Raw genomic sequence first — 24,952 nt, 5'->3', positions numbered from 1 at the left:
CTTAAGCCGCCTGCGGCTCCGGATCGAAAGGCGGCCGGCTAGTGTTGATCAGCAGCGAGATACAGGCGGCGGCTATTGCCGTCATGCCGGCGATCATGAAGGCCAGTTCGTAATTGCCTTGCAGCTCGCGCATGGTGCCGCCGAAGAAGGCGGCGCTTGCCGCACCCACCTGGTGCCCGGCGACGATCCAGCCGAAGACGATCGGTCCACTGCGGTCGCCGAATGCCTCGTTGGCAAGCCTGAGCGTCGGCGGCACGGTGGCGATCCAGTCGAGGCCGTAGAGCACGGCGAAGATGATCAGGCTGGTCGCCGAGAAACCGGAATAGGGCAGGTAGATCAGCGACAGGCCGCGGATGGCATAGTAGACGCCGAGCAGCTTGCGCGGATCGAAGCGGTCGGTGAGCCAGCCCGACAGCGTCGTGCCGATCAGGTCGAAGATGCCCATCATCGACAGCAGGCCGGCAGCCTGCACCTCGCCGATGCCCATATCGCCGCAGAAGGCGATCAGATGGGTGCCGACCAGCCCGTTGGTGGTGAAGCCGCAGACAAAGAAGGTGGCGAACAGGTACCAGAACACGCGGGTGCCGGCGGCGCGCCGCAGCGTGCCCAGCGTATGCGCCAGGAAATTGCCCTGGGATGCCGGCGATGTCGGCGGCACGTCGTCGGCCTCCGCGCCGTAGCGCACCATGCCGATCGAGGCCGGGCGCTCCGGCACCAGCAGCCAGACCAGCGGCACCAGAGCGGCAGTGGCGATCGCGATGGCGATGGCGACCGGCTTCCAGCCGCCCGCCTGCGCCAGCGCGGCGAGCAGCGGCAGGAACACCAGCAGGCCGGTGGCGCTGGAGGCCGACATCAGGCCCATCACCAGGCCGCGATTGGTCTTGAACCAGCGATTGACGATGGTGGCCCCGAGCACGGTGGCGACCGCACCCGAACCGATGCCGGAAAACACGCCCCAGGTGATCAGTAGATGCCATGGCTTGGTCATCAGCAGGCTGAGCGCCGTCGAACCCGACATGATCAGCAGCGAGGCCAGCAGCGTGCGGCGCAGGCCGATGCGCTCCATCAAAGCCGCGGCAAACGGCCCGGTCAGGCCGTAGAGGAAGATACCGATGGCGGCGGCCAGCGAGACGACATCGCGCCGCCAGCCAAAACTCTCCTCCAACGGCAGCATCATGACCGAGGGTGCCGAGCGAAGCCCGGCCGCGATCAACAGGCAGAGGAAGATGACACCGACCACGACGAAAGCGTAGCGCTGGCCAAACGGACGGGATTGAGCTATCATGTTACTGACCGGTACGTTGCAATTGGGTGGTACTATCCATACGTACCGGTCAGTAACATTGTCAAGCGAGTCTTTTGCATGCCATCGGACAATAAAATTGAACCGTCCATCAAGGACCCGCACGCGTCGGCCCTGCCGAGAGCCGGCGAGAAGATCCTCGACGTGGCCCGCGACCTCTTCTACCGGCAAGGCATCAGGGCGATCGGCGTCGACGAGATCGTCAGGCGCGCCGGCGTCACCAAGCCCAGCCTCTACCGCAGCTTTCCGTCCAAGGATGAATTGGCCGCGTCCTACCTGCGGCAATACGACCTTGAGTTCTGGGAGCGCTTCGACGAGGCGGTCGATGCCCATCCCGGCACTCCGCGCGCCCAGATCAACGCTTTCCTGACCCGCGTCGGCAAGCGCACGCAAAGACCCGATTACCGCGGCTGCGGCATGACCAACGCGGCGGTCGAATATCCCGAGCACGGACACCCGGCGCGCGTGGTGAGCGAAGCCAACAAGCAGGAACTGCGGCGCCGCCTGCGCGCCATGGCAACCGCCATGGGCGCTGCCGATTCCGACACGCTGGGCGATGGACTGCTGCTCCTGATCGAGGGCGCCTACATCAGCGGCCAGCTGTTCGGGCTAGGCGGGCCGGCGGCGTCGGTTGCCCGCAACGCCGACCTGCTGATCGAAGCCAGCTTGAAGAAATAGCGTTTGACGATACGCTGCGGCAGCTCGAAACGGAGTTGTCCGCATGCGCTCTCTTCTGATCCCGCTTGCCCTCGCCGGTCTCTGCCAGGCGGCCCACGCCGACGGCATATCCAGCGCCTACACCGACCTCGACTGGAAGAAGGATTGCGTCACCTATGCGAAGGCCGAGGAAGGCGATGGCGACTGGGCCAATCTCGCCTGCTCGGGCTATCGTGGCTATCCGGTGCTGGTCGCCTATGACGACGCCCGCGAGTTGCTTTACTACGGCTTTCCGTCCGACGACATGACCTCGGTCTGGGAGAGCTTTTCCGGCTTCAACTCGGCCGGTCCCAAGGTCGAATGGCGCATCGAGACCAAGGGCGACATCGCCATCCCCTTCGCCGTCATCCACCGTCGTTCGATCGGCAATCCCGAGGACGAGAACAAGCCGACCGAGGTGCTCGTCGTCGCCAAGGTCGCGCAGCCGGAGGCCCATGACGGCTGCACCGTCGGGCTGGTGCTGGCCACCGGCAACCCGCAAGCCAACGACCAGGCCCGCAAGCTGGCCGACGACAAGGCGAAGAGCTTTGCCTGCGGCAAGGACAAGCGCGTGGTGATCGGCGACGCGCCCGATTTCGGTCGGGTTGATAACTGAGGCGTTGAAACGACCGGGCATTTCTCCCCGTATAGTGACGGGGAGAAAGAAGCCATCATCGCAGCTTTCGCCAATCACATACGCTGCAGAATGAGAAGCCGGGGCCCGAGCTACTCCCTTCTCCCCGTCACTATACGGGGAGAAGGTGCCGGCAGGCGGATGAGGGGCAGCGCCATGCTTAGCCCCTGCTCGCACCCCTAGCGTCGTCGCCTACTTGCTCGCCTTCGCCCGCTCGATCGCGTCGACGATCATCTTCTTGGCATATTTCGAATCGTGCCAGCCTTCGATCTTGACCCATTTGCCGGGTTCGAGATCCTTGTAATGCTCGAAGAAGTGCTGCACCTGCTGGCGCGTGATGTCGGGCAGCTGCGTGTACTCGGTGACGTTCTCGTAGCGCAGCGTCAGCTTGGGCGATGGCACGGCGATGATCTTTTCGTCCTGGCCGGCATTGTCTTCCATGATCAGCACGCCGATCGGCCGCACATTGATGACGCAGCCCGGCACCAGCGCGCGCGTGTTGCAGACCAGCACGTCGATCGGGTCGCCGTCGCCCGACAGCGTGTGCGGCACGAAGCCGTAATTGCCGGGATAGCGCATCGAGGTGTGCAGGAAGCGGTCGACGAACAGCGTGCCGGCCTCCTTGTCCATCTCGTACTTGATCGGCTCGCCGCCGATCGGCACCTCGATGATGACGTTGAGATCTTCCGGCGGGTTCTTTCCGGTGGCTATCGCTTCGATACGCATGGTTTTCCCTCTCTCGATTTCCGAGATCGATAGCGGGCGACGCGGCATGGTGCAATGCGGCGAATGGTGCTCAGGACCTTGCGGCAGGCTTTCAGGCCGTCATTCCCAGACGAAAGCGACCTTCTTCAGCGCCTTCTGTTCGAAGATCTCGACGCCCTCGGCGACATCGCGGCCGCCGGCGCCGGCATAGAAGGAGAGCGCGTTCTGGTTGTCTTCCAGCGCCCAAACAACCATGCCCTTCAGGCCATGGTCCGCGAGACGCGCGCGTGCTGCCTTGAACAGTCGGCTACCGAGCCCGATGCCCTGGTATTCCGGGCGCAGGTAAAGCTCGTAGATCTCGCCCTGCTGCCTGAGCTCGCGGGCGCGGTTCTTGCCGATCGTGGCGTAGCCGGCGATCTTGCCGCCGATCTCGACCACCAGCACCGTGGCGGCGCGACGAATTGCGTTCGCCCACCAGTCGGCGCCGCGCCGGTTGATCATCGAAGTCAGCGTGCGGTGCGGGATGATGCCGGAATAAGCGCCGCGCCAGGCCTCCTGGTGCACGTCGGCGATGGCGCCGGCGTCGCGCGGCTCGGCTTTCCTGATGTCGATGGTCAGCGTGTTCATAATTGCTTAACCATAAACCCGCATCGGCCGATTGCAAAGAGTCCGGTCGCCGGCTGCAACGCTTTCGCACAGGTGATCGGCGGGCGAAAAACCGCGGTCGAGCCGTCAGGAAGAGTTAGATTTCGACCAGATGATCGTCCAGCTCGTTGGCGTCGCCGGCCGTGACCGGAAAATGCTCGGCCAGCACCGCGCCGACTGATTCGATCGCCTTTACGAATCCGTCGGCAAGCCGGTCGTCGCTGGCGTGCGCCGTAAGATCACGCACCACGCCATCCCAGACATGCTGGCCGACCTTGGCGTCGATGCCGCTGTCGGCGACCACTTCGGCATAGCGCTCGGCGATCGAGACGAAGACAAGCACGCCGGTGCGCGCCGTGGTGCGGTGCACGTTGCGGGCGAGGAACTGCTTGATGGCATTGGCATGCGCCGCCTGGTAGCGCAGCCGTCGCGGCACGAGATGGATGCGCAGGACGGGCAGCGCCCACAGCAGGACAAGAACCGAGGCCAGCGCCAGCAGCTGGTCGAAGACGAAATGCGGCAGGCGGATCGACAGCCACCATGCCTCCAGCCCGTAGGCGACGGCGAGGCTGACGATCAGCATGGCCAGCGTCGCCATGAAGGCGGCCGGAAAGAAATAGCCGTCGCTGGCCTGCGCCACCACGCAATAGATCTCGCCATCGGTCTTGGATTCGGCGGCGCGGATCGCCTCGGCGATGCGCTCATGGTCCTGCGGGCTGATCGGTCGTGTTGCCATCTCGTCTCACCAGCTCCCTGAAGACCCGCCGCCGCCGGACGAGCCGCCGCCACCTGAAAATCCGCCACCGCCGCTGCTCGAGCCGGAAGACCAGCCTCCGCCGGAACTGCCCGACGACCAGCCGCTGCCGGATGAGGATCCCGTCACCCAGCCACCGCCGGAAGACGAAGAGCCCGGCCCGCGGCCATAGCGGAAGGTCATGCCGAGCCATTTATACACGCCCGGCGACAGCTTCGTGCCGAAGATCGGCGGCAGGAAGGCCATCGCCAGGCCGCCGAAGAACATCGTCGCCCACAGGATGAGGAACAGCGCGACGATGGGGTCGATGGGCGAGCTGTCGTCAGCCGGATTGCGCTTGCCGCGCGCCTCGAGCTCCTCCGGATTGCCCTCCAGCACCATGATCATGTCGTCGACGGCTTTGGAAAAGCCGCCAGAGAAATTGCCGGCGCGGAAGGCCGGCACCATGTCGTTTTCGATGATCAGCTTGGTGTGCAGGTCGGTCAGCGTGCCTTCGAGACCATAACCGACCTCGATACGCATCTTGCGGTCGTTCTTGGCCACCAGCAGCAGCACGCCATTGTTCTCGCCACCCTGGCCGAGCTTCCAGAAGCGGAACAGCCGGTTGGCGTAGGGCTCGATCTCCTCGCCGTCGAGGCTAGGGACCGTCGCGACGACAATCTGGTCCGAACCCTTTTTCTCAAAATCCTCGAGCTTCTGGGTCAGCGCTGCCTTGGTCGCGGCATCGATGATGCCGGCATTGTCGACGACCCGCCCGGTCAGCGCCGGCAGCTCAGCGGCGGTGAGAGCCGAGAAGCCGAGGAACAGCAGCATCGCCACGCCCAGCAGGACCGTATCGATCCGCTTGGCGACTGGGCTGGATGTTGCGAGGGCGCGTTCCGTCATGCCGTCACCAGCTTCCCGAGGAGCCGCCGCCGCCGGACGAACCGCCGCCACCGGAAAAACCGCCGCCGCTAGACCCCGACGACCAACCGCCGCCGGAACTGCCCGACGACCCGCCACTGGATGAGCGCCGATGTGGCTCGAAGGTCATGCCCAGCCAGCGATAGCGGCCGGGTCCGATCTTCTGGCCGAAGATCGGCGGCAGGATGGAGGTGGCCAGGCTGCCGACCAGGATGGTGATCCAGATGGTCATGAAGATTGTGAAGAACAGATCGTCGGAATTGAACGGCGCCTGCTGGTTGCGTTCGCCGCGGGCTTCCAGCTCCTCCGGATTGCCCTCCAGCACCATGATCATGTCATCGACGGCTTTGGCTATGCCGCCGGAAAAGTCGCCGGCGCGGAAGGCCGGCACCATGTCGTTTTCGATGATCAGCTTGGTGTGCAGGTCGGTCAGCGTGCCTTCCAGCCCATATCCGACCTCGATGCGCATCTTGCGATCGTTCGGCGCCACCAGCAGCAGCGCACCGTTGTTCTCCTTGGCTTGGCCGAGCTTCCAGAAGCGGAACAGCCGGTTGGCGTACGGCTCGATCTCCTCGCCGTCGAGGCTGGGGATCGTGGCGACGACGATCTGGTCGGAGCCCTTTTTCTCGAAGTCAGCGAGCTTTTGCGTCAGCACCGCCTTGGTCGCGGCATCGATGATGCCGGCATTGTCGACGACGCGGCCGGTGAGGGCGGGGAGTTCGGCGGCGAAAGCGGCGAGGGGGAGGAAAAGAAAGCTTAGAGTAGCGAACAGCAAGGCAAGGCTGGCGTTCCTTCGCGCGCCCCTCTGGCCAGCCGGCCCTCTCCCCGTCAAGGGCCAGGAGCGGCAGCGAAGGGCCGGGTTCGGCAGGACAGAGGGGGGTGCTGACACGCCTGCGTTCCGTCTTGTCGCCAAGAGTAGCTTTGCCGGCTTCGCTAATTACCCGCCCTGCTTCGTGCCGAAATCGACCTTCGGCGTCTGCAGCTTGTCTTCCTCGATGGTGAAGTTCGCGAACGGCTCGTTGCCGCGGAACCAGAACGTCGCCCACAGCACCGACGGGAAGGTCTTCAGCGTCAGATTGTAGTCCTTGACCGCGACGATGTAGTCGCGGCGGGCGACCGCAATGCGGTTCTCGGTGCCTTCGAGCTGCGCCTGCAGCGCCAGGAAGTTCTGGTTGGCCTTGAGGTCGGGATAGTTCTCCACCACCGCGAGCAGCCTGGACAGCGCGCTGGTCAGGCCGGATTGGCTGTCCTGGAACTTCTTGAAGGCTTCCGGATCCTTCAGCGTTTCCGGCGTCACCGTCACCTGCGTCGCCTTGGCGCGCGCTTCGACCACCGCGTCGAGCGTTTCCTTCTCATGCGCGGCATAGCCCTTGACCGTCTCGACCAGGTTGGGGATCAGGTCGGCGCGGCGCTGGTACTGGTTCAGCACCTCGCTCCAGGCCGCCTTGGCATTTTCCTCAGCCGTCGGAATGGTGTTGTAGCCGCAGCCGGCAAGCAGCGGCAGCACGATCGCCATCATCAGGAAGGCCGGCAGAGTGCGGACAATGGAGGGTGAAGAGAGGCGCTGGGCAAACATGATTTGGATCCCTCGTCGGAAGTTGCACGCGAAGCATTACCACAATCTGCGCGCAAGAAAATGACCTCGGCCGGAAGCCTCCGCTGGCATCTATGCGTCCGGCACGAGGCCCTGTGAATGGCTTCGCGAACAGGCTAAGGTCCCGGCAAAACAGGATATTGCCATGGCGAAACGCCAGGACAGCGACACCGAATCGCGCCGCATTCTCGAGCGTGTGGAACAGGAGACCGCGCCGGGCGGCACCTCGTTCGTCGCGCGGACCGCGAAGGGCGCGCGCGACCATGTCACGGCGGCGGACGCCGACCGCGCGGACCCTATCGAAATTTGGGGCACCCGCATCGGCCGGGGACTGGGGCTGATCATTGCAATCGGCCTGTTGGCCTGGCTCGTGTATTTCGCCACCCGTTAGGAACCAGGACCAATGAACGAAAAAGCCGACGCGCCGCGCGCGGTCATCGTCATTTCCAGCCATGTCGCCCGCGGCTCGGTCGGCAACCGCGCCGCCGTTTTCGCGCTGGAGACGCTGGGCTTTCCGGTCTGGGCGGTGCCGACCATCGTCCTGCCCTGGCATCCCGGCCATGGCCGCGCCACCCGCATCGTGCCGCCGCTCGACCAGTTCAAGGCGCTGATGGCCGATCTCGAGCGCGCGCCCTGGCTGGGCGAGGTCGGCGCGGTGCTGTCCGGCTATCTCGGCGAGGCCGGCCAGGCCGAGGCCGTCGCCTCGCTGGTCGCAGCGGTCAAGGATAGGACACCAAACGCCGTCTATATCTGCGATCCGGTGATGGGCGATTCGGGCGGACTCTATGTGCCTGAAACAACGGCGGCTGCTTTGCGCGACCGGCTGATGCCGATCGCCGACATCGCCACGCCGAACCGCTACGAATTGGAGTGGATGGCCGGCGCGCCGCTGCCCGACCTCAAATCGGTGATCGCGGCCGCCCTTCACGCCGGACCCCGGACCATGCTGGTCACCTCGGCGCCGTCGATGATGGCCGGCGGCACCGGCAACCTTCTGCTCGACGCCAGCCAGGCGCTGCTTGCCGAGCACCGCCTCATCGACAAGCCGCCGAACGGGCTGGGCGACCTGACGGCGGCCGTCTACCTGGCGCGCATCCTCTCTGGCCAACCGGCGATCAAGGCGCTGCAGACGACCACGGCCGCCGTCTACGAGATCCTGGCGCGCACCGCCAAGCGCGGCGGCGATGAGCTGCAGCTCGAAACCGACGCGCAGAGCCTGTCGCACCCGATGGCGATGGTGCAGCTACGCCACCTCCTGCATCCGGGGCGGGACAAACGGGCGTGACTTTGGTCGGCGTCGACGGCTGCAAGGCCGGCTGGATCGCCGTCCGCCGCAATCCCAGCGCTCAGCCGTCGGTCTGCGTCTTGCCAAGCTTCGCGACGCTGGTCGACGCCCTGCCCGCCGATGCGGTGGTCGCCGTCGACATGCCGATCGGCCTGCCCGATCAATCGCAAAGAGGCGGACGCGGGCCGGAAGCGCTGGTGCGGCCGCTGCTCGGGGCAAGGCAATCGAGCGTCTTCGCCATTCCGTCACGCGCCGCCCTTTACGCAGACACGGATAACTTCACCACGGTCGAAGCCTGGTATGAAGCGCATCGTCGGGCGGGCGAGGTGGCCAAGACGACCTCCGATCCGCCACGCGGCGTGTCGATCCAGGCCTTCGGCATCTTCGCCAAGATCCGCGAGATCGATGCCCTGCTTATCGCGCGGCCCGAGCTGCGCAGCCGCGTCTTCGAATCGCATCCGGAAGTCGCCTTCTGCCGGCTGAACAGCGGCCAGGCCATGTCGCTGCCGAAGAGGATCAAGGGTGCCGTCAATCCGGCCGGCATGGACGAGCGCAAGGCGCTGTTGTGCCGGCATGGCTATGAAAAGGACTTCCTCGACGGGGCGCCGCCGAAGCGCGCGGCCGCCGACGATTTCCTCGACGCCGCGGCAATGATGCTGATAGCCGGTCGCATCGCCGGCGGTGAGGCCCGGCCGTTTCCCGACCCGCCGCTCGCCGACCGTTTCGGCATTCCCGTCGCCATCTGGGCGTGAAGCGGCGCCTGAGCCAGGCGTGCCGCATTGCGTTTTGCGACGAAACCATCCGCAATTCGGCATTGCTCGCGACGGGCTTTTGCCGTTAGAGCCTTTTCCCAGAGTTAGGTCTGTTGAGATTCAGGTCAGGCCGAGTCGAGAGTGGTGGCTTCCGAGAACCGGAGCGGAGCGTACTTTAAGTACGTGAGCACCGGAAGCGCAGGAAGCCGCCATTCGCAGGCCGGCATCACCTGAATATCAACGGACCGTGCCGCATCCAACCCGGAAAGGGTCCAGACGCCGCCCATGCCTCACCTCCCCGAACACCTTCTCGCCGGCTATCGCAATTTCATGAAAGGCCGCTACCTCGGCGAGAGCGGTCGCTACCGCTCGCTTGCCCGCGAGGGCCAGGCGCCGGAAACGATGATCGTCGCCTGTTGCGACTCGCGCTCGGCGCCCGAGGCGATCTTCGACGCCGGGCCGGGCGAGCTGTTCGTGCTGCGCAATGTCGGCAATCTGGTGCCGCCTTATGCGCCGGACGGCCAGTTCCACTCGACCTCGGCCGCGCTCGAATTCGCCGTGCAGAGCCTCAAGGTGAAAAACATCGTGGTGATGGGGCACGGCCGCTGCGGCGGCATCCGCGCCGCGCTCGACACCAATTCCGCGCCATTGTCGCCTGGCGACTTCATCGGCAAATGGATGAGCCTGATCGCGCCGGCCGCCGAAACCGTTTCGTCCAGCACCTTCATGACGGCGACGGAGCGCCAGACCGCGCTGGAGCGCATCTCGATCCGCTATTCGATCGCCAATCTCAGAACCTTCCCTTGCGTCTCCATCCTCGAAGGCAAGGGCCGGCTGTCGCTGCACGGCGCCTGGTTCGACATCTCGACCGGCGAACTTTGGGTGATGAACAAGGAAACCGGCGATTTCGAACGGCCGGAGATGGCATAGAAGGTCCGCGTCAGCGAAAAGTGGGAGCCGGTTTTCGGATTTCAAACATGGAGGTGGCAATGCGGAGTTGGCGTGCGATCACTTTTGTTGTGGCGGCACTGATGCCTACGCTCACCGCCGCTCGCGCCGATGACGGTGCGATCATCGACCGCTGGTATTCGGCGCTGCTTGTCGCCGACCGCACCGAATTGTCGGACCTGCTCGCAGACGACGTGCGCATCAAGCTTGAAGATCTCGGCGTCGTTCAGACCAAGCAGGAGTTCATCGCCTCGATCGATAACTGGCAAGGTGCTGTCGCCGGCGCGGCAATCCGGCATCGCATCGCCAAGAGCGAGGGCGGCGTCACCACGGTGATCGCCTGCTACGACTTCCCCAACAACGACATGCTGATGCAGGAGACCTTCGCGGTCACCGACAACCGCATCATCGCCAGTTCGCAGGCCGCGATCGCGGAAAGCTGCGACGGTTACTGACGAAAACCTGACTGGCCGCGATGTTGCGCGCAACGGGCCCGCGCTCTACATCGGTGGCGACCCGCCCTGCTTTGTGCCAACAGCCGAAAGATCATCCATGCCGTCCACGAAGACCGTCGACCTCGCCGCTCATCCGCTGACTTCATGGCAAGGGCCGCTCGGCCTGCCCGACTTCTCCCGCATCGGCGACGGTGATTTTTCCAGGGTGTTCGACGCGGCGCTGAAGGCGCATGAGACCGAGATCGGGGCGATATCAGGCAATGAAGGGGTGCCGACCATCGAAAACACGCTGGCCGCGCTCGAACTTGCCGGCGAGCCGCTCGACCGTGTCTCGTCGATCTTCTGGTGCCGGGCCGGTGCCCACACCAACGAGGCGATCCAGGCGCTGGAGCGCGACATTTCGCCGAAGATGTCGCGGCATTTCTCGGCGATCTCGATGAACGAGAAACTGTTTGCTCGCATCGACGATCTCTACCAGCGCCGCGAGATGCTCAAGCTCGATGCCGAGACGCTGCGCGTGTTGGAAAGGACCTGGAAAGGCTTCGTCCGTTCCGGCGCGAAACTCGACGCCGACGGCAAGAAGCGGCTGGCGACTATCAACGAGGATTTGTCCTCGCTCGGCACCAGCTTCGGCCAGAATGTATTGGCCGACGAGCGCGACTGGGCGCTCTTCCTCGACGAGGCCGACCTTGCCGGCCTGCCCGACTTCCTCAAGAGCGCCATGGCCGAGGCTGCCGAGATGCGCGGCCAGAAGGGCCGCTATGCCGTGACGCTGTCGCGTTCGATCTACGAGCCGTTCACCACCTTCTCCGAACGCCGCGACCTGCGCGAGACAGCCTTCCGCGCCTTCACCATGCGCGGCCAGAATGGCGGCGCCACCGACAACACGAATGTCGTTCGGGATATGCTGAAGCTGCGCGCCGAGAAGGCAAACCTGCTCGGCTACGGCTCGTTCGCCGCGCTGAAGCTCGACGACACGATGGCGAAGACGCCGAAGGCGGTGCACGCGCTGCTCGATCCCGTCTGGGAAAAGGCACTGGAGAAGGCCGCCAGCGACCAGACCGAACTGCAGCGGCTGGCGACCGCGGCCGGCAGCAACGAACCCTTCGCCGCCTGGGACTGGCGCTTCTACCAGGAGAAACTGCGCGCCAAGAAGTTCGCCTTCGACGAGGCCGAGCTGAAACCCTATCTGCAGCTCGGACGCGTCATCGACGCCTGCTTCGACGTGGCGACACGGCTGTTCGGCATCACCTTCGAGGAGAGGAAAGGGATTGCCGCCTGGCATCCCGATGCCCGCGCGTTCGTGGTGAAGAACGCCGACGGCAACGAGCGCGGCCTGTTCCTCGCCGATTATTTTGCCCGGCCTTCGAAGCGTTCCGGCGCCTGGATGAGCGCGCTGAAATCCGGCTACAAGCTCGGCGATGGCTCGAAGCCGGTGATCTACAACATCATGAACTTCGCCAAGCCGCCGGCCGGCGAGGCGGCGCTGCTGTCGGTCGACGAGGCAAAGACGCTGTTCCACGAATTCGGCCATGCGCTGCACGGCATGCTGACCGATGTCACCTGGCCGTCGGTGTCCGGCACTTCGGTCAGCCGCGATTTCGTCGAACTGCCCTCGCAGCTCTACGAGCATTGGCTGACGGTGCCGGCGGTGCTGGAAAAGCACGCCCTGCACGTCAAGACCGGCAAGCCGATGCCCAAGGCCCTGCTCGAAAAGATGCTGGCCGCGCGCACTTTCGGCGCCGGCTTCGCCACGGTCGAGTTCACCGCTTCGGCGCTCATCGACATGGCCTACCACGCGCGCCCGGATGCCCCGGAACAGCCGCTTCGTTTCGAGACCGAAACGCTGGACAAGCTCGACATGCCCGACACCATCGCCATGCGCCACCGCACCCCGCATTTCGGCCATGTCTTTTCCGGCGACGGCTATTCGGCCGGCTACTATTCCTACATGTGGTCGGAAGTGCTCGATGCCGATGCCTTTGCTGCCTTCGAGGAGACCGGCGACCCGTTCAACCCGACGCTGGCCGAGCGGCTGAGGCAGAACATCTACGCCGCCGGCGGCTCAAAGGATCCGGAAGAACTCTACACCGCCTTCCGCGGCAAGATGCCGTCGCCGGAGGCGATGATGGTCAAGCGCGGGCTGGTGTAGCGCTGGTAATCTCCCCTCTTGAGGGGAGATTGGCAGCGTCCCCATCAGGCAACCTTCCACGGATCCGCCACCCGCGGCCAAACCGGTCGCGTCAGCTTGGTATAGTTGGTGGTCGCCGGATTGCTCGGATACGAACTCGGCGCCGAGACATAGATGATCTCGGCGGCGATCGGCGCGAAGCCGGCATAGAAATGGTTGGTCGATTTCACCAACAACAGGTCCTTGCTGAGTGGATCTACGCCGATATTGAAAAAAATGTCCGGCTCGAAGGTTTGCGTCCGATTGGTGTTGAGAATGATGTCGACCTCGGTGCCTTCGATGCGGACCAGCGCCGTCGGCCCAAGCGTCACCCGGCTCGGCCCAAAACTCTGCCACCCTTCCGTGACGGCCTTCAGCACCTTGACCCGCGCGTCGATCGGTTCGCCCGCCAGCGGGCCGGCCTTGCCGCCGAAGCGCAGATCGATGACGGCGCCCTCGCCAGCGGCCTGACAGAACGTCACCGCGATCGGATCCCAGATCGTTGCCACGCCGACATTGTTGACGCCGCGTTCCAGCATGGCGCGCAGCACGACGGTACCGTCGCCGGCAACGCCGCCACCCGGATTGTCCCAGATATCGGCGATGACCACCGGCTTGTTCGGGTTTTCCGCACGCACGGCCAGCGCCCGCTCAATGCCGTCACTGGTGTTCAGCATCGTCATCGCCGTCTTTTCGCGCATCGCATAGAGCTCGCGCCCCAGTCTTTCCGCCAGTGCATCGCCCTTGGCCTTGTCATTGTCGGTGACAACCAGGATGCTCGTGCCCATTTCCGGCACATCGGCGGCCATGAAGCCGTGGATGACGGAAACCGACAGCACGCCGTCCTTGCCGTGCAGCGCCTTGATGCGGTCGACGAAGGAGCGCATCGGCTCGCGGCTGGTCGGCAGCACCTGGATCATGCGGCAGTCGAAGGTCGAGATGACAGGCCTGATCTCGCCGCGCGCCGCGGCCAGCCCGAGTTCGACGACATGTTCGCCACGCTCGTAAAAGTCGGTGTGCGGGAATTCGAGGAAATAGGCCATGATGTCCGACGCCGCGACGCGCTTCGGCGTCAGATGGCTGTGCGGATCGAACTCCGAGGCGATCACCGCCTTCGGACCAACGATGACACGCACGCGTTCGAGCAGGTCGCCTTCGCAGTCGTCATAGCCTTGCGCCACCATCGCGCCATGCAGGCCGAGGATCACTGCCTCGACCGGCAGCGCCGCTTGCAACTGGTCGAGGATCTCGTCGCGCAGCGCCTCATAGGTCTGCCGCTGCACCAGGCCGCCGGGCTCCGCCCAGGTGGCCGTGCCTTCGATGACGGTCAGCCCCTCTTTTGCCGCGCGCCGGCGCAAAGCGACGATCGGCGAAGAACACAAAGTCGGCGTTTCCGGGTGCTCGCCCGGCCCGGCATAGAAGGCCATCTCGAACGAGGCGCGGTCGGTCGGCACCGGCGAGAAGGTGTTGGTTTCCGTCGCCAGCGAGGCGGTGAAGATGCGCATGAAAGCTCCGTGGTAGGCTATTTGACGGCACCAAGCGCGAGGCCCCGGACGAGGTAGCGCTGCAGCCAGATGAACAGGATCGCCACTGGCAAGGTTGCCAGCAGCGTCGCGGCCATGACGTGGTGCCATTCGATCGTGTAGCGGCCGGCGACCAGCGAAAACACCTGGATCGGCAGCGTGTAGCTTTCCTGGCTGCGCAGCATGGTGAGCGCGACGACGAACTCGTTCCAGGCGTTGATGAAGGTGAAGATGGCGGTCACCGCGATCGCCGGCAGGCAGAGCGGCAAAAACACTTTGCGCAAGGTCAGCCAGCGGCCGGCGCCCTCCATCCAGGCCGCTTCCTCGAGATCGCGCGGGATGGTGTCGAAATAGCTCTGCAGCATCCACACGGTGAAGGCGACATTGAAGGCCATGTATATGAAGCCAAGCGCCGTCGTGCTCTCGACCAGCCCCCAGGCGGCCATCAGCCGGAACAGGCCAAGCACCAGCACGATCGGCGAGATCATCTGCGACACCAGCAGGAACTGGCGGAAGGCAGCGTAGCCGGCAAAGCGAAAGCGCGACATGGCATAGGCCGCCGGCACCGAGATCAATATGGCGCCGACGGTGGCGATCACCGAGACGTATAGCGAATTCGCCAGCGCCTGGCCGAACCCGGTCGCCACCCACATGTCGGCAAAATTCGACCAGCGGAATTCGCTCGGCCACCAGGTCGGCGACAGCACTTCCTGCCGCGGCTTGACCGCGGTCAAGAACATCACCGCGAAGGGAAAGATCGTCACCACGATCAGCGGCGAAAGCAGCAGCCAGGCAACGATCGAGCGCTTCAGCTTGCCGTTGCTCATGCGCGTTGCTCCCGCATCGCCAGCCGCACATAGATCATGGTGAAGACGAGCAATATGGCGAACATCACCAGCGACACCGCCGAAGCCTCGCCGAGTTTGCCGATGCGGAAGGCGAGTTTGTAGAGGTGGGTGACCAATATGTCGGTCGAATTGGCCGGACCGCCTTGCGTCATCACCCAGATGATCGGGAAGGAATTGAAGACGTAGATGGTGTTGAGCACGATGGCGATGTTGATAAACGGTTTTAGCAGCGGAAAAGTGATCTCGCGGAACTGCTGCAACGGCGTCGCACCTTCCAGTGCTGCCGCTTCGTAGAGATCATCGGGGATGGACGACAGGCCGCCGAGGAAGATCGTGGTCGTGAACGGCACCGTCACCAATATGCCGATCAGCACCTGCATCGGGAACGCCGTCTCGGCGCTCGCCAGCCACTGGATGTTCTGGTCGATCAGGCCGAGCCCGATCAGCGCCGAGTTCAGCATGCCGCTTTCGCCATTCAGCGCCCAGCGCCAGACCACTGCCGTCATGGTCAGCGACACCGCCCAGGGCAGCATGATGATGACGCGGGCAATGCCACGGCCGTAGAAGTCGGTGTTGAGGATGATCGCCACCGGAATGGACAACAGCAGCGCGCCGCCAACGACCAGCACCGTCCACAGGCCGGTGCGCCAGAGTGCTGCGGTGAAATCAGGATCGGCGGTGAGCGCCCAGAAATTGGTTAGGCCGCTGAAGTCGCGCAACTGGCCGAAGCGGCTGACATCGTGCGTTGAGATCTGAATCAGGTCCCAGACCGGCCAGAAGATGACGACGGCCGCCAGGAACAGGCTGGGCAAGGTCAGGAGATAGGGCAAGAAGCGATTTTGCATCGGCTGACCTGAGGGCGTCGGGGGGTGGCGCGCCCCGACGGGTGGGGCGCGCCACGGGCGTCGGGAGTGAACGCCCTATTTCTTCAGCACCGCATTGGCCTTGTCCGCGGCCTCCTTCAAGGCAGCCTCCGGCTCGGCGCTGCCGAGATAGATCTTCTGCATGGCATCCGAGGTGATTTGCGCGATCTCCTCCCAGCCCGGGATGACCGGCGCGAAGCGGGCATCGGGCAGCAGCGCCGTGAACGCCGCCAGGTCGGCATTGTTGACGTAGTAGTCCATTTTCGCCTCTTCCTTGTTCACCGGCAGGAAGCCTTCGCCTTGCGTGAACTTGGCGCGCTGCTCCGTGGTGAACAGAAAGTCGAGCAGCTTCCAGGCCTCATCCTTGTTCTTGGAGTTCTTGAACATGATGATGGAATCGGTGACGCCATAAGTGCCGCGCGCGCCAGTCGGCCCGGCGGGGATCGCCGCCACGCCATACTTCAGGTTCGGCGCCTCGTCCTTGATCTGGTTGGACAGGAAGGGTGCCGTGATCATCATGCCGACCTTGCCCTGCTTGAACAGGTTCTGCACGTCCTCGCGACTGTTCGAGGTGACGCCTTGCTCGGTCAGGCCCTCGTCGATCATCGACTTGTAGAGCTTGGCAGCTTCGAGCGCGCCCGGTGTGCTCAGCCCGGAGGTGCCGTCCTTGTTGAGGATCTCGGTACCCTGGGACCACATCGCGTAGTAGTAATAAACGTCGGTCTCGATCTCCTTGCCTTGCAGGCCGAAGCCGAACGTGCCGGAGCCGAGCGCTTTGATCTTGCGGGCGTCCTCCTGCAATTCGGTCCAGGTCGCCGGCGGCTGGGCGATGCCGGCTTTCTCGAACAATTCCTTGTTGTAATACAGGGCGCGCGCCGAAGCCGCGATCGGCAGGCCATAGGTCTTGCCCTCCATGATCGACGGCGACAGGAAGGTGTCGATGAAGCGGCCCTTGAAGTCGGGCGTGATGTAGCCGTCGAGCGGCTCGGCGATATCCTGCTGGACGAAATCGATCAGCCAGCGCGTGCCGATGATCGACAGATCCGCATTGGTGCCGGCGGTGATGTCGGTGGTCAGCTTCTGTAAGAGAACTTCCCACGGCACGATCTCGAACTTGACGGTGATGCCGGGGTTGGCCGCCTCGAAGTCCTTCTTGACGCTTTCAAAATAGGGGCCGGTCTTGGCGCTGTATTCGGCGACGGTGACGCGCACCTCGCCGGCATTGGCCTGCGCCGCGAACGCCAGCATGCTCATTCCGGCCATCAGGCCGACGGTCCATTTTGTCAGACTCATCTGCTCTCTCCTTTGATGTGCGCCTGCGCGCTCCCATGCCGGCGAGGCAGCATGGGTTTATGTGACTTTCCTACATTATCCATCATTTTGCGCATCGCAAGCAGATTAATCTGTTGCTAAATTACATTTCGACGAATAGCCTCACAACCCCAACCGGGATCAGGGAGGAGCGCGCGCGGTGGTTTCGAGAACCGAGTTCGAAGGCAAGACAGTCGTGGTGACGGGCGCCGGCGGCGGCCTCGGCTCGGCGATTGTTACACTGCTGGCCGAGCGCGGCGCGCGGGTCGTCGGCTGCGATCAGTCGGACGACGCCTTGGCCAGCCCGCACCTCGCCTCGCGCCACGTCTTCAACCTTCTCGACCGGGTCTCGATGGAAGCGGCGATCGGCGCCATCCTCGACCGGGACGGCGTTCCCGACATCCTGATCAACAACGCCGGCTGGACGCGCGCCGAGACGCTGCCGGCGCTGACCTCGGACAAGATCGAGCACGAACTCGACCTCAACCTGACCGGGGTGATGATTTTCGCCGACCCGCTGGTCAAGGCGATGGCCCGGCGCGGCTCGGGCAGCGTCGTCTTCATCTCCTCGGTCAACGCCATCGCGCATTTCGGCAATCCGGCCTATGCCGCGGCCAAGGCCGGCATCAACGCCTATGCAAAATCGATCGCGGTCGAACTCGGCCGCACCGGCCTGCGCGCCAATGTCGTCTGTCCCGGCTCGATCCGTACCGCCGCCTGGGATCATCGCCTTGCCAAGAACCCTGATATCCTCGGCAGACTGCAGCGGCTCTATCCGCTCGGCCGCATCGTCAACGCCACGGAAGTGGCTGAAGCAGTAGCCTTCCTTGCCTCCGAACGTGCATCGGGCGTAACAGGCGTGGTGATGCCGGTGGATGCCGGGTTGACCGCCGGCTGCCTGCCCTTCATCGACGACATTTTGGGAGCGTGACCATGACTGATGTCCAGTTTCGCAACCTGTCGAAATCGTTCGGGCATCACAAGATCCTCGAGGACATCAACCTCGAGATCGACAGCGGCGAGTTCGTCGTGCTGGTCGGCCCTTCGGGCTGCGGCAAGTCCACCTTGCTGCGCATGCTGGCCGGGCTGGAACCAATCACGTCAGGCGATCTCATCATCGGCGGCGTGCGCGCCAACGACTTGCCGCCGCAGCAGCGCAACATCGCCATGGTCTTCCAGTCCTATGCGCTGTTTCCGCATCTGAAGGCCTCCGACAATATCGGCTTCGGCCCAAAAATCCGCGGCGAGAACCGCGCGGCCATTGAGGAAAAGGTCAAGAAAGCGTCCGGCGTCCTCAACCTGTTTTCCTATCTCGACCGCTATCCCAGGGAATTGTCGGGCGGCCAGCGCCAGCGTGTCGCCATGGGTCGCGCCATCGTGCGCGAACCGTCGGTGTTCCTGTTTGACGAGCCGCTGTCCAACCTCGACGCGCAATTGCGCGTGCAGATGCGCACCGAGATCAAGGCCCTGCACCAGCGGCTGAAATCGACCATCGTCTATGTCACCCACGACCAGATCGAGGCCATGACCATGGCCGACCGTATCGTGGTGATGAACCTCGGCCGGATCCAGCAGGTTGGGGCACCGTTGGAACTCTATGACCGACCGGCCAACAAATTCGTCGCCAGCTTCATCGGTTCGCCCTCGATGAGCTTCGTTTCCGGCGCCCTCAAGACATCTGCCACCAACGCCTGGTTCGAGACATCAGGCGGTGGCCGCCTGGCGTTGCTCGGCAAGGCCGTGCCAGCCGGCAGCACGGTGGAAGCCGGCATCCGCCCCGAACATTTCGTTGTCGGCGGCGCCGAAGATGCGATGGCCATCAATGTCGACGTCGTCGAACCGACCGGCGCCGAAACCCATGTTTACGGCGCGATAGGCTCCGACACGGTGCGCGCCGTGTTCCGCGACCGGCTGCAGATCAAGCCGGGCGACCGCTTGCCGGTCAGCGTCGATCCCGCCCACATCCATCTGTTCGACAAGGCGACGGGCCTGCCCCTGTGAGGACACCGGTATGAAGACGCCGGCCGACATCATCACGCGGCTGCAACTGATGTCGCAGGACGGCACCAAGTCGGACCGCAGGCTGGCCGGCCTCGTGCTTTCCGATCTCGACTTCGCCTCCAAGGCGGCGATCTCGGAGATCGCCGCGCGCGTCGGCGTCAGCGAGCCGACGGTGACCCGCTTCTGCCGCAACCTCGGCTGCGAAGGCCTGCGCGACTTCAAATTCTACCTGGCGCAGGCCATCGCCATCGGTGCCCAGTACCTGTCGCCGGAGCCGCTGAACCGCGACATCCGCGAGCAGCGCATCGCCTCGGCCATCACCGAGGCGGCGATATCGGCCATGCAACGCGCCAGCGAGAACCTCGACATGAAGACGCTGGTCGGTGTGGCCGAGCGCATCGCCAGTTCGGGCAACGTGCTGTGCATCGGTTCCGGCGGCATTTCCTCGATGATGGCGACCGAGATGCAGAACCGGCTGTTCCGGCTCGGCCTGTCGGCGCTGGCGCAGGTCGACGGCCAGCTGCAGCGCATGTATGCGGCGGTCGCCACGCCTGAGACGACTGTGGTTGCCTTCTCGGTGTCGGGCTACGCGCGTTCCGTGATCGAGGCCGTGCAGGTGGCGCAGCAATATGGCGCCGCCACCGTCGCCATCACCGCGCCGGATTCGGCGCTTTCCAAGGCCGCCGACACGGTGATCCATTTCCAACCGCTCGAGGACGGCAACATCTACAAGCCGACATCGTCGCGCTACGCGCTGATGGCGATCGTCGACATGATCGCCACTTCGGTTGCCGAAACACGTGGGCCAAAGGTTCTGGAAAATCTGCGCCGCATCAAGCAGAGTGTGAACACGCTGAAGGTCGACGATCCGCGTTTGCCGCTGGGGGATTGAGGAGAGCCGGCGCCGAAGCTGCCAATCTAGATCTTGGATTGGCCGCCAAGCGCCTCGATGCGCTTCGCCAGCGCTGCCGGCTCGCCGAAAATGCGCAGCGTCTTCAGCCGCGCCGTGCCGCCGGCAACCACCGACACAGTCGATGCCGGAACCCCAAGCGCCTTGGCGAGCAGCTTCTCAAGTGCCTGATTGGCGGCGCCATTCTCCGGCACGGCGCGCACGCGTGCTTTGAGATGGCTGCGCCCATCGGCCGTCGTCTCAACGCCTTCGAGCCTGTCCAGCGCCGCCTTCGGCGTCAGTCGAACGAACAAGTCGACGCCGTCGTCACGCAGGCGAAACGGCGTAGCCATCGAATCGATGGCTCAGACCACCAACGACAGCACGGTGGTGAGCAGGAACTGGCGGAGGAAGAAAATGAGCAACAGCAGGATGATCGGCGAGATGTCGATGCCGCCGAGATCCGGGATGAACCGGCGGATCGGCCGCAGCGCCGGCTCGGTCAGCCGGTAGAGCGTGTTGCCGATGGTGCCGACGAACTGGTTGCGCGAGTTGACGACGTTGAAGGCGTAAAGCCAGGAAAAGATCGCCGAGGCGATTATGATCCACCAGTAGATGTCAAGCGCCATGACGATGGTTTGAATAAGGGCGATCATGCCGGTCTCCAATTGTTGCCGACATGTAGCCATTGCACGCCGAACCGGCAAGGGCCGGCTTCCGCCACATGCCTGACCAATGCCTGAAACGAGGTCATTTGCGCAAAACGCCGCCTTGACAGGAAACCGCTGCCTTCGATAAATGCGCCATCCGTTGGACGGGGCTGTAGCTCAGCTGGGAGAGCGCGTCGTTCGCAATGACGAGGTCAGGAGTTCGATCCTCCTCAGCTCCACCATCGGATCAATCACCGAAATGAACCCACGACCATCGATCGGGTCGAATTTCAGATGGCGGCAAGATGTACGCCGCCGAAATCCCTGAGCACCAGTTTCGCTGTTGCCTCGCCGACTCTTCTGGTCGAATTCGGAATTTCCCGATCGAGGCGGGCGAAGCGCTGCCGGCGCCTGGCGGGATCGAGCACCTTCGATCAAGTGCATGGTTCGTGCACGCCAATCTCGTTCCCATCGCTGCAGAACGTCTGAACGCCGTGTGAGGTATGTCATAGTTTATTGCTGCGCGCAGGTATTATTGGCACGGTCACATGTTTCGCCGTGTGGGAGAAACCAATGCCTTATTCACAAAGCGATGTGCGAGCTTATCTGGACAGCTATGGCGGTCTTTTGGGAACCAGCGTTGAGATGGTTGAGACGGACAGCCAATGCTTTGTGCGGGTCATCGAGGACGACGAGGAACGCACCTACTCATTCGAGCCGGGATCCTCCGCCCTGGCATTCGCTGAGCGCCAGCGAATGCGCCTTAAGCTGCCCGCAATCGCGCGCCCTTTAGCGCAGCCGAAAAATCGTGGCCCTGGCCGTGTCAATGCTAAATCCGGCGTATCGGACCAGGCGTCCTCAGGCCACCCGGATATAGCTCGTCATTCCCGATTTCTGGTGCTCGATGATGTGGCAGTGCAGTAGCCAGTCACCTTGGTTGTCGGCGACGAAACCGAGCTGAACCTTTTCGTTGGGCTGGATGAGATAGGTGTCGGAGATCATCGACTGCACCGGGCGCGTCGAGGACGACAGCACCTTGAAACTCATGCCGTGCAGATGCATCGGATGCAATTGCGGCGTCAGGTTTTCCATATCGATGATATAGCTTCTGCCGAGCTTCAGTTCGGCCAGCGGCGCGGTTGACCCCGGTGTATCGCCTGGCCACGGCACTTTGTTGATGGCCCAGAAACTGTATCCAAGCGAGCCGCATATGCCATTGCTCGGAACGTTTTCCGCCGTAGCACTGAGCGACAACGAAATGTGCTCGGCAGCGGCGAGATCGACTTGCTGGACCGGATTGATCTCCAGTGGCGCAAGGTCGCGAAGGTCGCGTTTGAGAGACCTTCCAACGGCACGGAGCGCCGCCAGGGTTTTGGGCTTGGTGCCCCTGACGTCTCCCAGGCTGACGATTGCCCCCTCGTCGTCGGGCATGCGAATGGCGAGCTCCAGCCGCTGTCCGGGTCCGAGCTGTAAGGCATCGGGCGCAAAGCGCTGTGGCACCGGATTGCCGTCAAGTGCGATCACCGTCGCCTCGGCACCCTCGACGCGAAAAGCATAGACGCGCGTGACGTCGGTGATGGCGGCCCTGAGCCGCACCAGCCCTCCGGCCGGCGCGTCGTATTGCGGCTGGTCGAGCCAGTTGGCGGTGCGCACCGTGCCGTAAGTGCCGGATCTTGCAGCATCGCGCGGCCGGAATTGTTCGATGAACTGGCCGTCGTCGCCGAGGCGCCAGTCGCGCAGATTGATCACCACCTCGGCATCGAATTTCGGATCGTTCGGGTTCTCCACCACGATCACGCCGGTCAGTCCGTGGCCCATCTGCTCCAGCGTGTTGCAATGCGGGTGATACCAGAAGGTGCCGGCATCAGGCGGCGTGAAGGCGTAGTCGAAATGATCGCCGGTGTAGACATAGGGCTGCACCAGGAATGGCACGCCGTCCATCTTGTTGGGAACGCGAATGCCGTGCCAGTGGATCGTCGTCGGATCGTCGATGGCATTGATCAGCCGGGCGGCGAAAGGCACGCCTTTTTTCATCCTGATCACCGGCGGCATGCCGGCGTCGCCATAGGTCAGCACATTTTTGGTCTGGCCGACATCCATCAGCTTCGTCTGGATCCGGGCCGTCTTCAGCAGCAGCGGCTCGGACGTGGCCGCAGCCCAGCTGCCCAATTTGCCCACGGCAGAGAGCCCGATCCCACCTGCGCCGGCAATCGCGGCAGTTTTCAAGAGTTTGCGACGTGTGAGGACCGTCATATGCGCTCCAACTGAAAGGCCTCGAGGGCCGGGCACCCACATGGCATAAGCGACGAACCGGCGCCATCGCGGCGTAGCGGATCGCTGTGATCCCCGATTGACCCAAACACATGAAGCCAATCAAGTCACATTCGCCTGACCGAAAGAGCCGCACCTGGATACCGGCTCGTCGTCCAGATTCCAACCGGCTCAGCCTGCGGCAACGAGATGCCCGCCGCCGACATCCGTCAGGGCCAGTCGCGACGGAGCCTCGCCGATCCTTCGCGTCGAGCTCGGGATTTCCCGGTCGCTAGTCGCGCAGGCTGAAAACGAAAGGCGCAGTGCGGGTAATGCGCGCGCCGAGCTCCGCCGGCGGCGAGGGCACCGTGGCGCCCTGCAGCGCGCTGAGTGCCGCGCGGTCGAGATCGGCGTCGCCCGAAGAGCGGGCAAGCCGAGCAGAAACCACTCTGCCGGACGCGTCGACGATGAAGGTCACGTTCGGGGTGCCTTCGGCCCGTCTGGATTTTGCCGCGCTCGGGTAGCGCGTGTGCCGCCGGATCCACGCCGCCAGGCTGGCATTCCACCGCGATGGGCTGATGCTCGACCGCGGCACCGCATCGGACGATTTCGGCGCGGCGGCCTTGGCCGCCGCCTTGGCGTCGATGCTGGCAGTCGTCACCGTCTTGGGCGGAGCCGCTTTCTCCTTCTTCTTGCGCTGTTTCGGCTTTTCGACAGGCTTCTTTTCCGTCGTCTTCCTCGCTTCGACCGGCTTGTTCGCCTTGACTTCCGTCTGGACCGGTTTCGGCTGCGGCAGTGGGATGACCACGTCGGGCGCGACCGTCTCGACGATGTCGGGCACGACCTCTTCGCGCGGCGGCGGCGGCTCGCTCAGCGCCGCAACCGTCGGCTCCGCCGGCTCGGGCGCCGTGGCCTCTTCGGCTTCGACCGGCTGTTCGGCGACCGGCTCCGCTTCTTCCACGACCGGTTCCGGCACTGGCTCGGTTACCGGCTTCACCTCTACGATGGTCTCATCGACCGGATCGGCTCGGTCGGGCGTCACCACATCCGACACCGGCGTCTCTTCCTGAACGGCGGGCGCTATCACCATAGGCGACATCTCGATCGCCAGCGCCGGGGGCGGTCCGCCATCCGGCATCTCGGCGAAGCTCAGGCTCTGCACGGCATAGGCGACCGCCACATGCGCGACCAGGACCAGGGCTGCCGCACCTGCCCACAGGCCGGCCGCGCGTGCGCCGAAGCGCGGCGGATCGATCCTGGGCAGGGCGGCGGCTTCAGTCATTGGATTGGGCCGCCGTTTGGAGCCGGTGCCGGGCTTCCGCTCACGGCCGGCGCGGTGGCATCGGCGGCGGGCAATGTCTCCAGCCCGACCAGCGCGATCTTGAGATAACCGGCGCCGCGCAGCAGGTTCATCACCTGCATCAGGTCGCCATAGCCGACCGTCTTGTCGGCGCGCAGGAAGATGCGCGTCTGCTTGTCGCCCTTGGTCCTGCCGTCGAGCACGGCGGCGAAGGTGGGGCGCGGCACGCTGTCATTGCCGATCGCCAGGGTGAGATCGCTTTTCAGCGTCAGGAAGATTGGCGTCTCGGGCCGTGGCGCCGGTGTCGCCGTCGAGCCGGGCAGGTCGACATTGACATCGACCGTCGCCAGGGGTGCTGCGACCATGAAGATGATCAGCAGCACCAGGATGACATCGATGAACGGCGTGACGTTGATCTCGTGGCTTTCCTCGAGATCGTCGCCTGCCGCTTCGCGAATTCTAACCGCCATGGC

Annotated in this window: 30 protein-coding genes and 1 tRNA gene; 14 read left to right on the top strand and 17 right to left on the bottom strand. The window is 64.1% G+C overall.

The features are described from left to right. Position 1 precedes the first annotated feature (1 nt). Complete coding sequence (locus AC1RUK_RS29410) at positions 2-1,285, bottom strand: MFS transporter (protein WP_481837820.1); 1,284 nt, start codon at positions 1,283-1,285, stop codon at positions 2-4. A gap of 78 nt (positions 1,286-1,363) precedes the next feature. On the opposite strand from AC1RUK_RS29410, the gene AC1RUK_RS29405 reads away from it, so the two are divergent. Further along, positions 1,364-1,981 (top strand): TetR/AcrR family transcriptional regulator, encoded by a 618-nt coding sequence (locus AC1RUK_RS29405; RefSeq protein WP_481837821.1) that lies wholly within the window; start codon positions 1,364-1,366, stop codon positions 1,979-1,981. A gap of 43 nt (positions 1,982-2,024) precedes the next feature. Continuing rightward, the gene (locus AC1RUK_RS29400) at positions 2,025-2,615 is read left to right on the top strand and encodes a hypothetical protein (protein WP_481840149.1); all 591 of its coding nucleotides are present in this window, start codon (positions 2,025-2,027) and stop codon (positions 2,613-2,615) included. A gap of 210 nt (positions 2,616-2,825) precedes the next feature. Here AC1RUK_RS29400 and ppa read toward each other — a convergent pair whose 3' ends face one another. From ppa to AC1RUK_RS29370, 6 genes are all read right to left on the bottom strand, one after another. Next, positions 2,826-3,359: an inorganic diphosphatase gene (gene ppa, locus AC1RUK_RS29395; protein WP_192181930.1), complete on the bottom strand. Its 534-nt coding sequence runs from the start codon at positions 3,357-3,359 to the stop codon at positions 2,826-2,828. A 99-nt stretch (positions 3,360-3,458) separates the two neighbouring features. Next, positions 3,459-3,965, bottom strand: a complete 507-nt coding sequence (locus AC1RUK_RS29390) for a GNAT family N-acetyltransferase (protein WP_006201203.1) — start codon at positions 3,963-3,965, stop codon at positions 3,459-3,461. A gap of 115 nt (positions 3,966-4,080) precedes the next feature. Beyond that, on the bottom strand, positions 4,081-4,719 hold the full coding sequence (locus tag AC1RUK_RS29385) for a TPM domain-containing protein (RefSeq protein WP_481837823.1): 639 nt from the start codon (positions 4,717-4,719) through the stop codon (positions 4,081-4,083). 6 nt (positions 4,720-4,725) lie between these two features. Beyond that, positions 4,726-5,622 (bottom strand): TPM domain-containing protein, encoded by an 897-nt coding sequence (locus tag AC1RUK_RS29380; protein WP_481837824.1) that lies wholly within the window; start codon positions 5,620-5,622, stop codon positions 4,726-4,728. 4 nt (positions 5,623-5,626) lie between these two features. After that, on the bottom strand, positions 5,627-6,472 hold the full coding sequence (locus tag AC1RUK_RS29375; protein ID WP_481839365.1) for a TPM domain-containing protein: 846 nt from the start codon (positions 6,470-6,472) through the stop codon (positions 5,627-5,629). Positions 6,473-6,577: 105 nt separating this feature from the next. Next, the gene (locus AC1RUK_RS29370; protein WP_481837825.1) at positions 6,578-7,216 is read right to left on the bottom strand and encodes a LemA family protein; all 639 of its coding nucleotides are present in this window, start codon (positions 7,214-7,216) and stop codon (positions 6,578-6,580) included. Positions 7,217-7,379: 163 nt separating this feature from the next. Between AC1RUK_RS29370 and AC1RUK_RS29365 the strand changes: the two genes are divergently transcribed. From AC1RUK_RS29365 to AC1RUK_RS29355, 3 genes are read left to right on the top strand one after another with little or no spacing between them, the layout of a single operon-like run. Then, positions 7,380-7,625 (top strand): hypothetical protein, encoded by a 246-nt coding sequence (locus AC1RUK_RS29365; RefSeq protein WP_481837826.1) that lies wholly within the window; start codon positions 7,380-7,382, stop codon positions 7,623-7,625. 12 nt (positions 7,626-7,637) lie between these two features. After that, on the top strand, positions 7,638-8,519 hold the full coding sequence (gene pdxY, locus AC1RUK_RS29360) for a pyridoxal kinase PdxY (RefSeq protein WP_436169758.1): 882 nt from the start codon (positions 7,638-7,640) through the stop codon (positions 8,517-8,519). Continuing rightward, positions 8,516-9,271 (top strand): DUF429 domain-containing protein, encoded by a 756-nt coding sequence (locus AC1RUK_RS29355; protein WP_481837827.1) that lies wholly within the window; start codon positions 8,516-8,518, stop codon positions 9,269-9,271. Before pdxY ends, AC1RUK_RS29355 begins: the two co-directional genes overlap by 4 nt. 125 nt (positions 9,272-9,396) lie before the next feature. On the opposite strand, the gene AC1RUK_RS29350 is transcribed toward AC1RUK_RS29355, so the two are convergent. After that, entirely contained in the window at positions 9,397-9,558 is a 162-nt protein-coding gene (locus AC1RUK_RS29350; protein ID WP_481837828.1) for a hypothetical protein, read from the bottom strand. On the opposite strand from AC1RUK_RS29350, the gene AC1RUK_RS29345 reads away from it, so the two are divergent. The 3 genes from AC1RUK_RS29345 (at position 9,557) to AC1RUK_RS29335 (ending at position 12,826) form a co-directional block, all read left to right on the top strand. Further along, complete coding sequence (locus tag AC1RUK_RS29345) at positions 9,557-10,201, top strand: carbonic anhydrase (protein WP_481837829.1); 645 nt, start codon at positions 9,557-9,559, stop codon at positions 10,199-10,201. The two genes, AC1RUK_RS29350 and AC1RUK_RS29345, sit on opposite strands and share 2 nt — an antisense overlap. A 101-nt stretch (positions 10,202-10,302) precedes the next feature. Further along, positions 10,303-10,674: a nuclear transport factor 2 family protein gene (locus AC1RUK_RS29340; RefSeq protein WP_481837830.1), complete on the top strand. Its 372-nt coding sequence runs from the start codon at positions 10,303-10,305 to the stop codon at positions 10,672-10,674. Between the two features lie 97 nt (positions 10,675-10,771). Beyond that, complete coding sequence (locus AC1RUK_RS29335) at positions 10,772-12,826, top strand: M3 family metallopeptidase (protein WP_481837831.1); 2,055 nt, start codon at positions 10,772-10,774, stop codon at positions 12,824-12,826. A 44-nt stretch (positions 12,827-12,870) separates the two neighbouring features. Here AC1RUK_RS29335 and AC1RUK_RS29330 read toward each other — a convergent pair whose 3' ends face one another. The 4 genes from AC1RUK_RS29330 to AC1RUK_RS29315 form a co-directional block, all read right to left on the bottom strand. Continuing rightward, positions 12,871-14,349: a M81 family metallopeptidase gene (locus AC1RUK_RS29330; protein WP_481837832.1), complete on the bottom strand. Its 1,479-nt coding sequence runs from the start codon at positions 14,347-14,349 to the stop codon at positions 12,871-12,873. Positions 14,350-14,366: 17 nt separating this feature from the next. Beyond that, positions 14,367-15,194, bottom strand: a complete 828-nt coding sequence (locus AC1RUK_RS29325; RefSeq protein WP_481837833.1) for a carbohydrate ABC transporter permease — start codon at positions 15,192-15,194, stop codon at positions 14,367-14,369. Beyond that, positions 15,191-16,060, bottom strand: a complete 870-nt coding sequence (locus AC1RUK_RS29320; protein ID WP_481837834.1) for a carbohydrate ABC transporter permease — start codon at positions 16,058-16,060, stop codon at positions 15,191-15,193. The genes AC1RUK_RS29325 and AC1RUK_RS29320 overlap by 4 nt, the downstream gene beginning before the upstream one ends. Positions 16,061-16,135: 75 nt before the next feature. Further along, on the bottom strand, positions 16,136-17,371 hold the full coding sequence (locus AC1RUK_RS29315; protein ID WP_481837835.1) for an ABC transporter substrate-binding protein: 1,236 nt from the start codon (positions 17,369-17,371) through the stop codon (positions 16,136-16,138). Positions 17,372-17,549: 178 nt separating this feature from the next. On the opposite strand from AC1RUK_RS29315, the gene AC1RUK_RS29310 reads away from it, so the two are divergent. The 3 genes from AC1RUK_RS29310 to AC1RUK_RS29300 are packed head-to-tail and all read left to right on the top strand — an operon-like array spanning position 17,550 to position 20,282. Continuing rightward, a complete protein-coding gene (locus AC1RUK_RS29310; RefSeq protein ID WP_481837836.1) occupies positions 17,550-18,320 on the top strand; it encodes an SDR family NAD(P)-dependent oxidoreductase in 771 nt (256 codons plus the stop codon). 2 nt (positions 18,321-18,322) lie between these two features. Continuing rightward, positions 18,323-19,390 (top strand): ABC transporter ATP-binding protein, encoded by a 1,068-nt coding sequence (locus tag AC1RUK_RS29305; protein WP_481837837.1) that lies wholly within the window; start codon positions 18,323-18,325, stop codon positions 19,388-19,390. Between the two features lie 10 nt (positions 19,391-19,400). Next, positions 19,401-20,282: a MurR/RpiR family transcriptional regulator gene (locus AC1RUK_RS29300; RefSeq protein WP_481837838.1), complete on the top strand. Its 882-nt coding sequence runs from the start codon at positions 19,401-19,403 to the stop codon at positions 20,280-20,282. A gap of 26 nt (positions 20,283-20,308) precedes the next feature. Here AC1RUK_RS29300 and AC1RUK_RS29295 read toward each other — a convergent pair whose 3' ends face one another. Further along, positions 20,309-20,632: a DUF167 family protein gene (locus AC1RUK_RS29295; protein ID WP_481837839.1), complete on the bottom strand. Its 324-nt coding sequence runs from the start codon at positions 20,630-20,632 to the stop codon at positions 20,309-20,311. A gap of 12 nt (positions 20,633-20,644) precedes the next feature. Continuing rightward, a complete protein-coding gene (locus AC1RUK_RS29290; protein WP_006201184.1) occupies positions 20,645-20,935 on the bottom strand; it encodes a YggT family protein in 291 nt (96 codons plus the stop codon). A 160-nt stretch (positions 20,936-21,095) separates the two neighbouring features. Here AC1RUK_RS29290 and AC1RUK_RS29285 point away from each other — a divergent pair. From AC1RUK_RS29285 to AC1RUK_RS29275, 3 genes are all read left to right on the top strand, one after another. Further along, positions 21,096-21,171: transfer RNA gene (locus AC1RUK_RS29285), tRNA-Ala, on the top strand. Positions 21,172-21,234: 63 nt separating this feature from the next. Next, on the top strand, positions 21,235-21,429 hold the full coding sequence (locus tag AC1RUK_RS29280; RefSeq protein ID WP_481837840.1) for a hypothetical protein: 195 nt from the start codon (positions 21,235-21,237) through the stop codon (positions 21,427-21,429). Positions 21,430-21,502: 73 nt separating this feature from the next. Next, positions 21,503-21,853 carry a hypothetical protein gene (locus tag AC1RUK_RS29275; RefSeq protein ID WP_436169772.1) on the top strand — a complete coding sequence of 117 codons (351 nt, stop codon included), beginning with the start codon at positions 21,503-21,505 and terminating at the stop codon, positions 21,851-21,853. On the opposite strand, the gene AC1RUK_RS29270 is transcribed toward AC1RUK_RS29275, so the two are convergent. The 3 genes from AC1RUK_RS29270 to exbD all read right to left on the bottom strand — a co-directional run bounded on the left by AC1RUK_RS29270 (position 21,788) and on the right by exbD (position 24,949). Beyond that, positions 21,788-23,182, bottom strand: a complete 1,395-nt coding sequence (locus AC1RUK_RS29270) for a multicopper oxidase family protein (protein WP_481837841.1) — start codon at positions 23,180-23,182, stop codon at positions 21,788-21,790. The genes AC1RUK_RS29275 and AC1RUK_RS29270 overlap by 66 nt on opposite strands. A 289-nt stretch (positions 23,183-23,471) precedes the next feature. Further along, positions 23,472-24,461 carry an energy transducer TonB family protein gene (locus AC1RUK_RS29265; protein WP_481837842.1) on the bottom strand — a complete coding sequence of 330 codons (990 nt, stop codon included), beginning with the start codon at positions 24,459-24,461 and terminating at the stop codon, positions 23,472-23,474. Continuing rightward, entirely contained in the window at positions 24,458-24,949 is a 492-nt protein-coding gene (gene exbD / locus AC1RUK_RS29260; RefSeq protein WP_481837843.1) for a TonB system transport protein ExbD, read from the bottom strand. Before exbD ends, AC1RUK_RS29265 begins: the two co-directional genes overlap by 4 nt. Positions 24,950-24,952: the final 3 nt, after the last annotated feature.

This window comes from Mesorhizobium monacense (assembly GCF_056781675.1).
The sequence above is the reverse complement of the archived record's forward strand: the minus strand, read 5'-3'. Positions and strand labels throughout refer to the sequence as shown.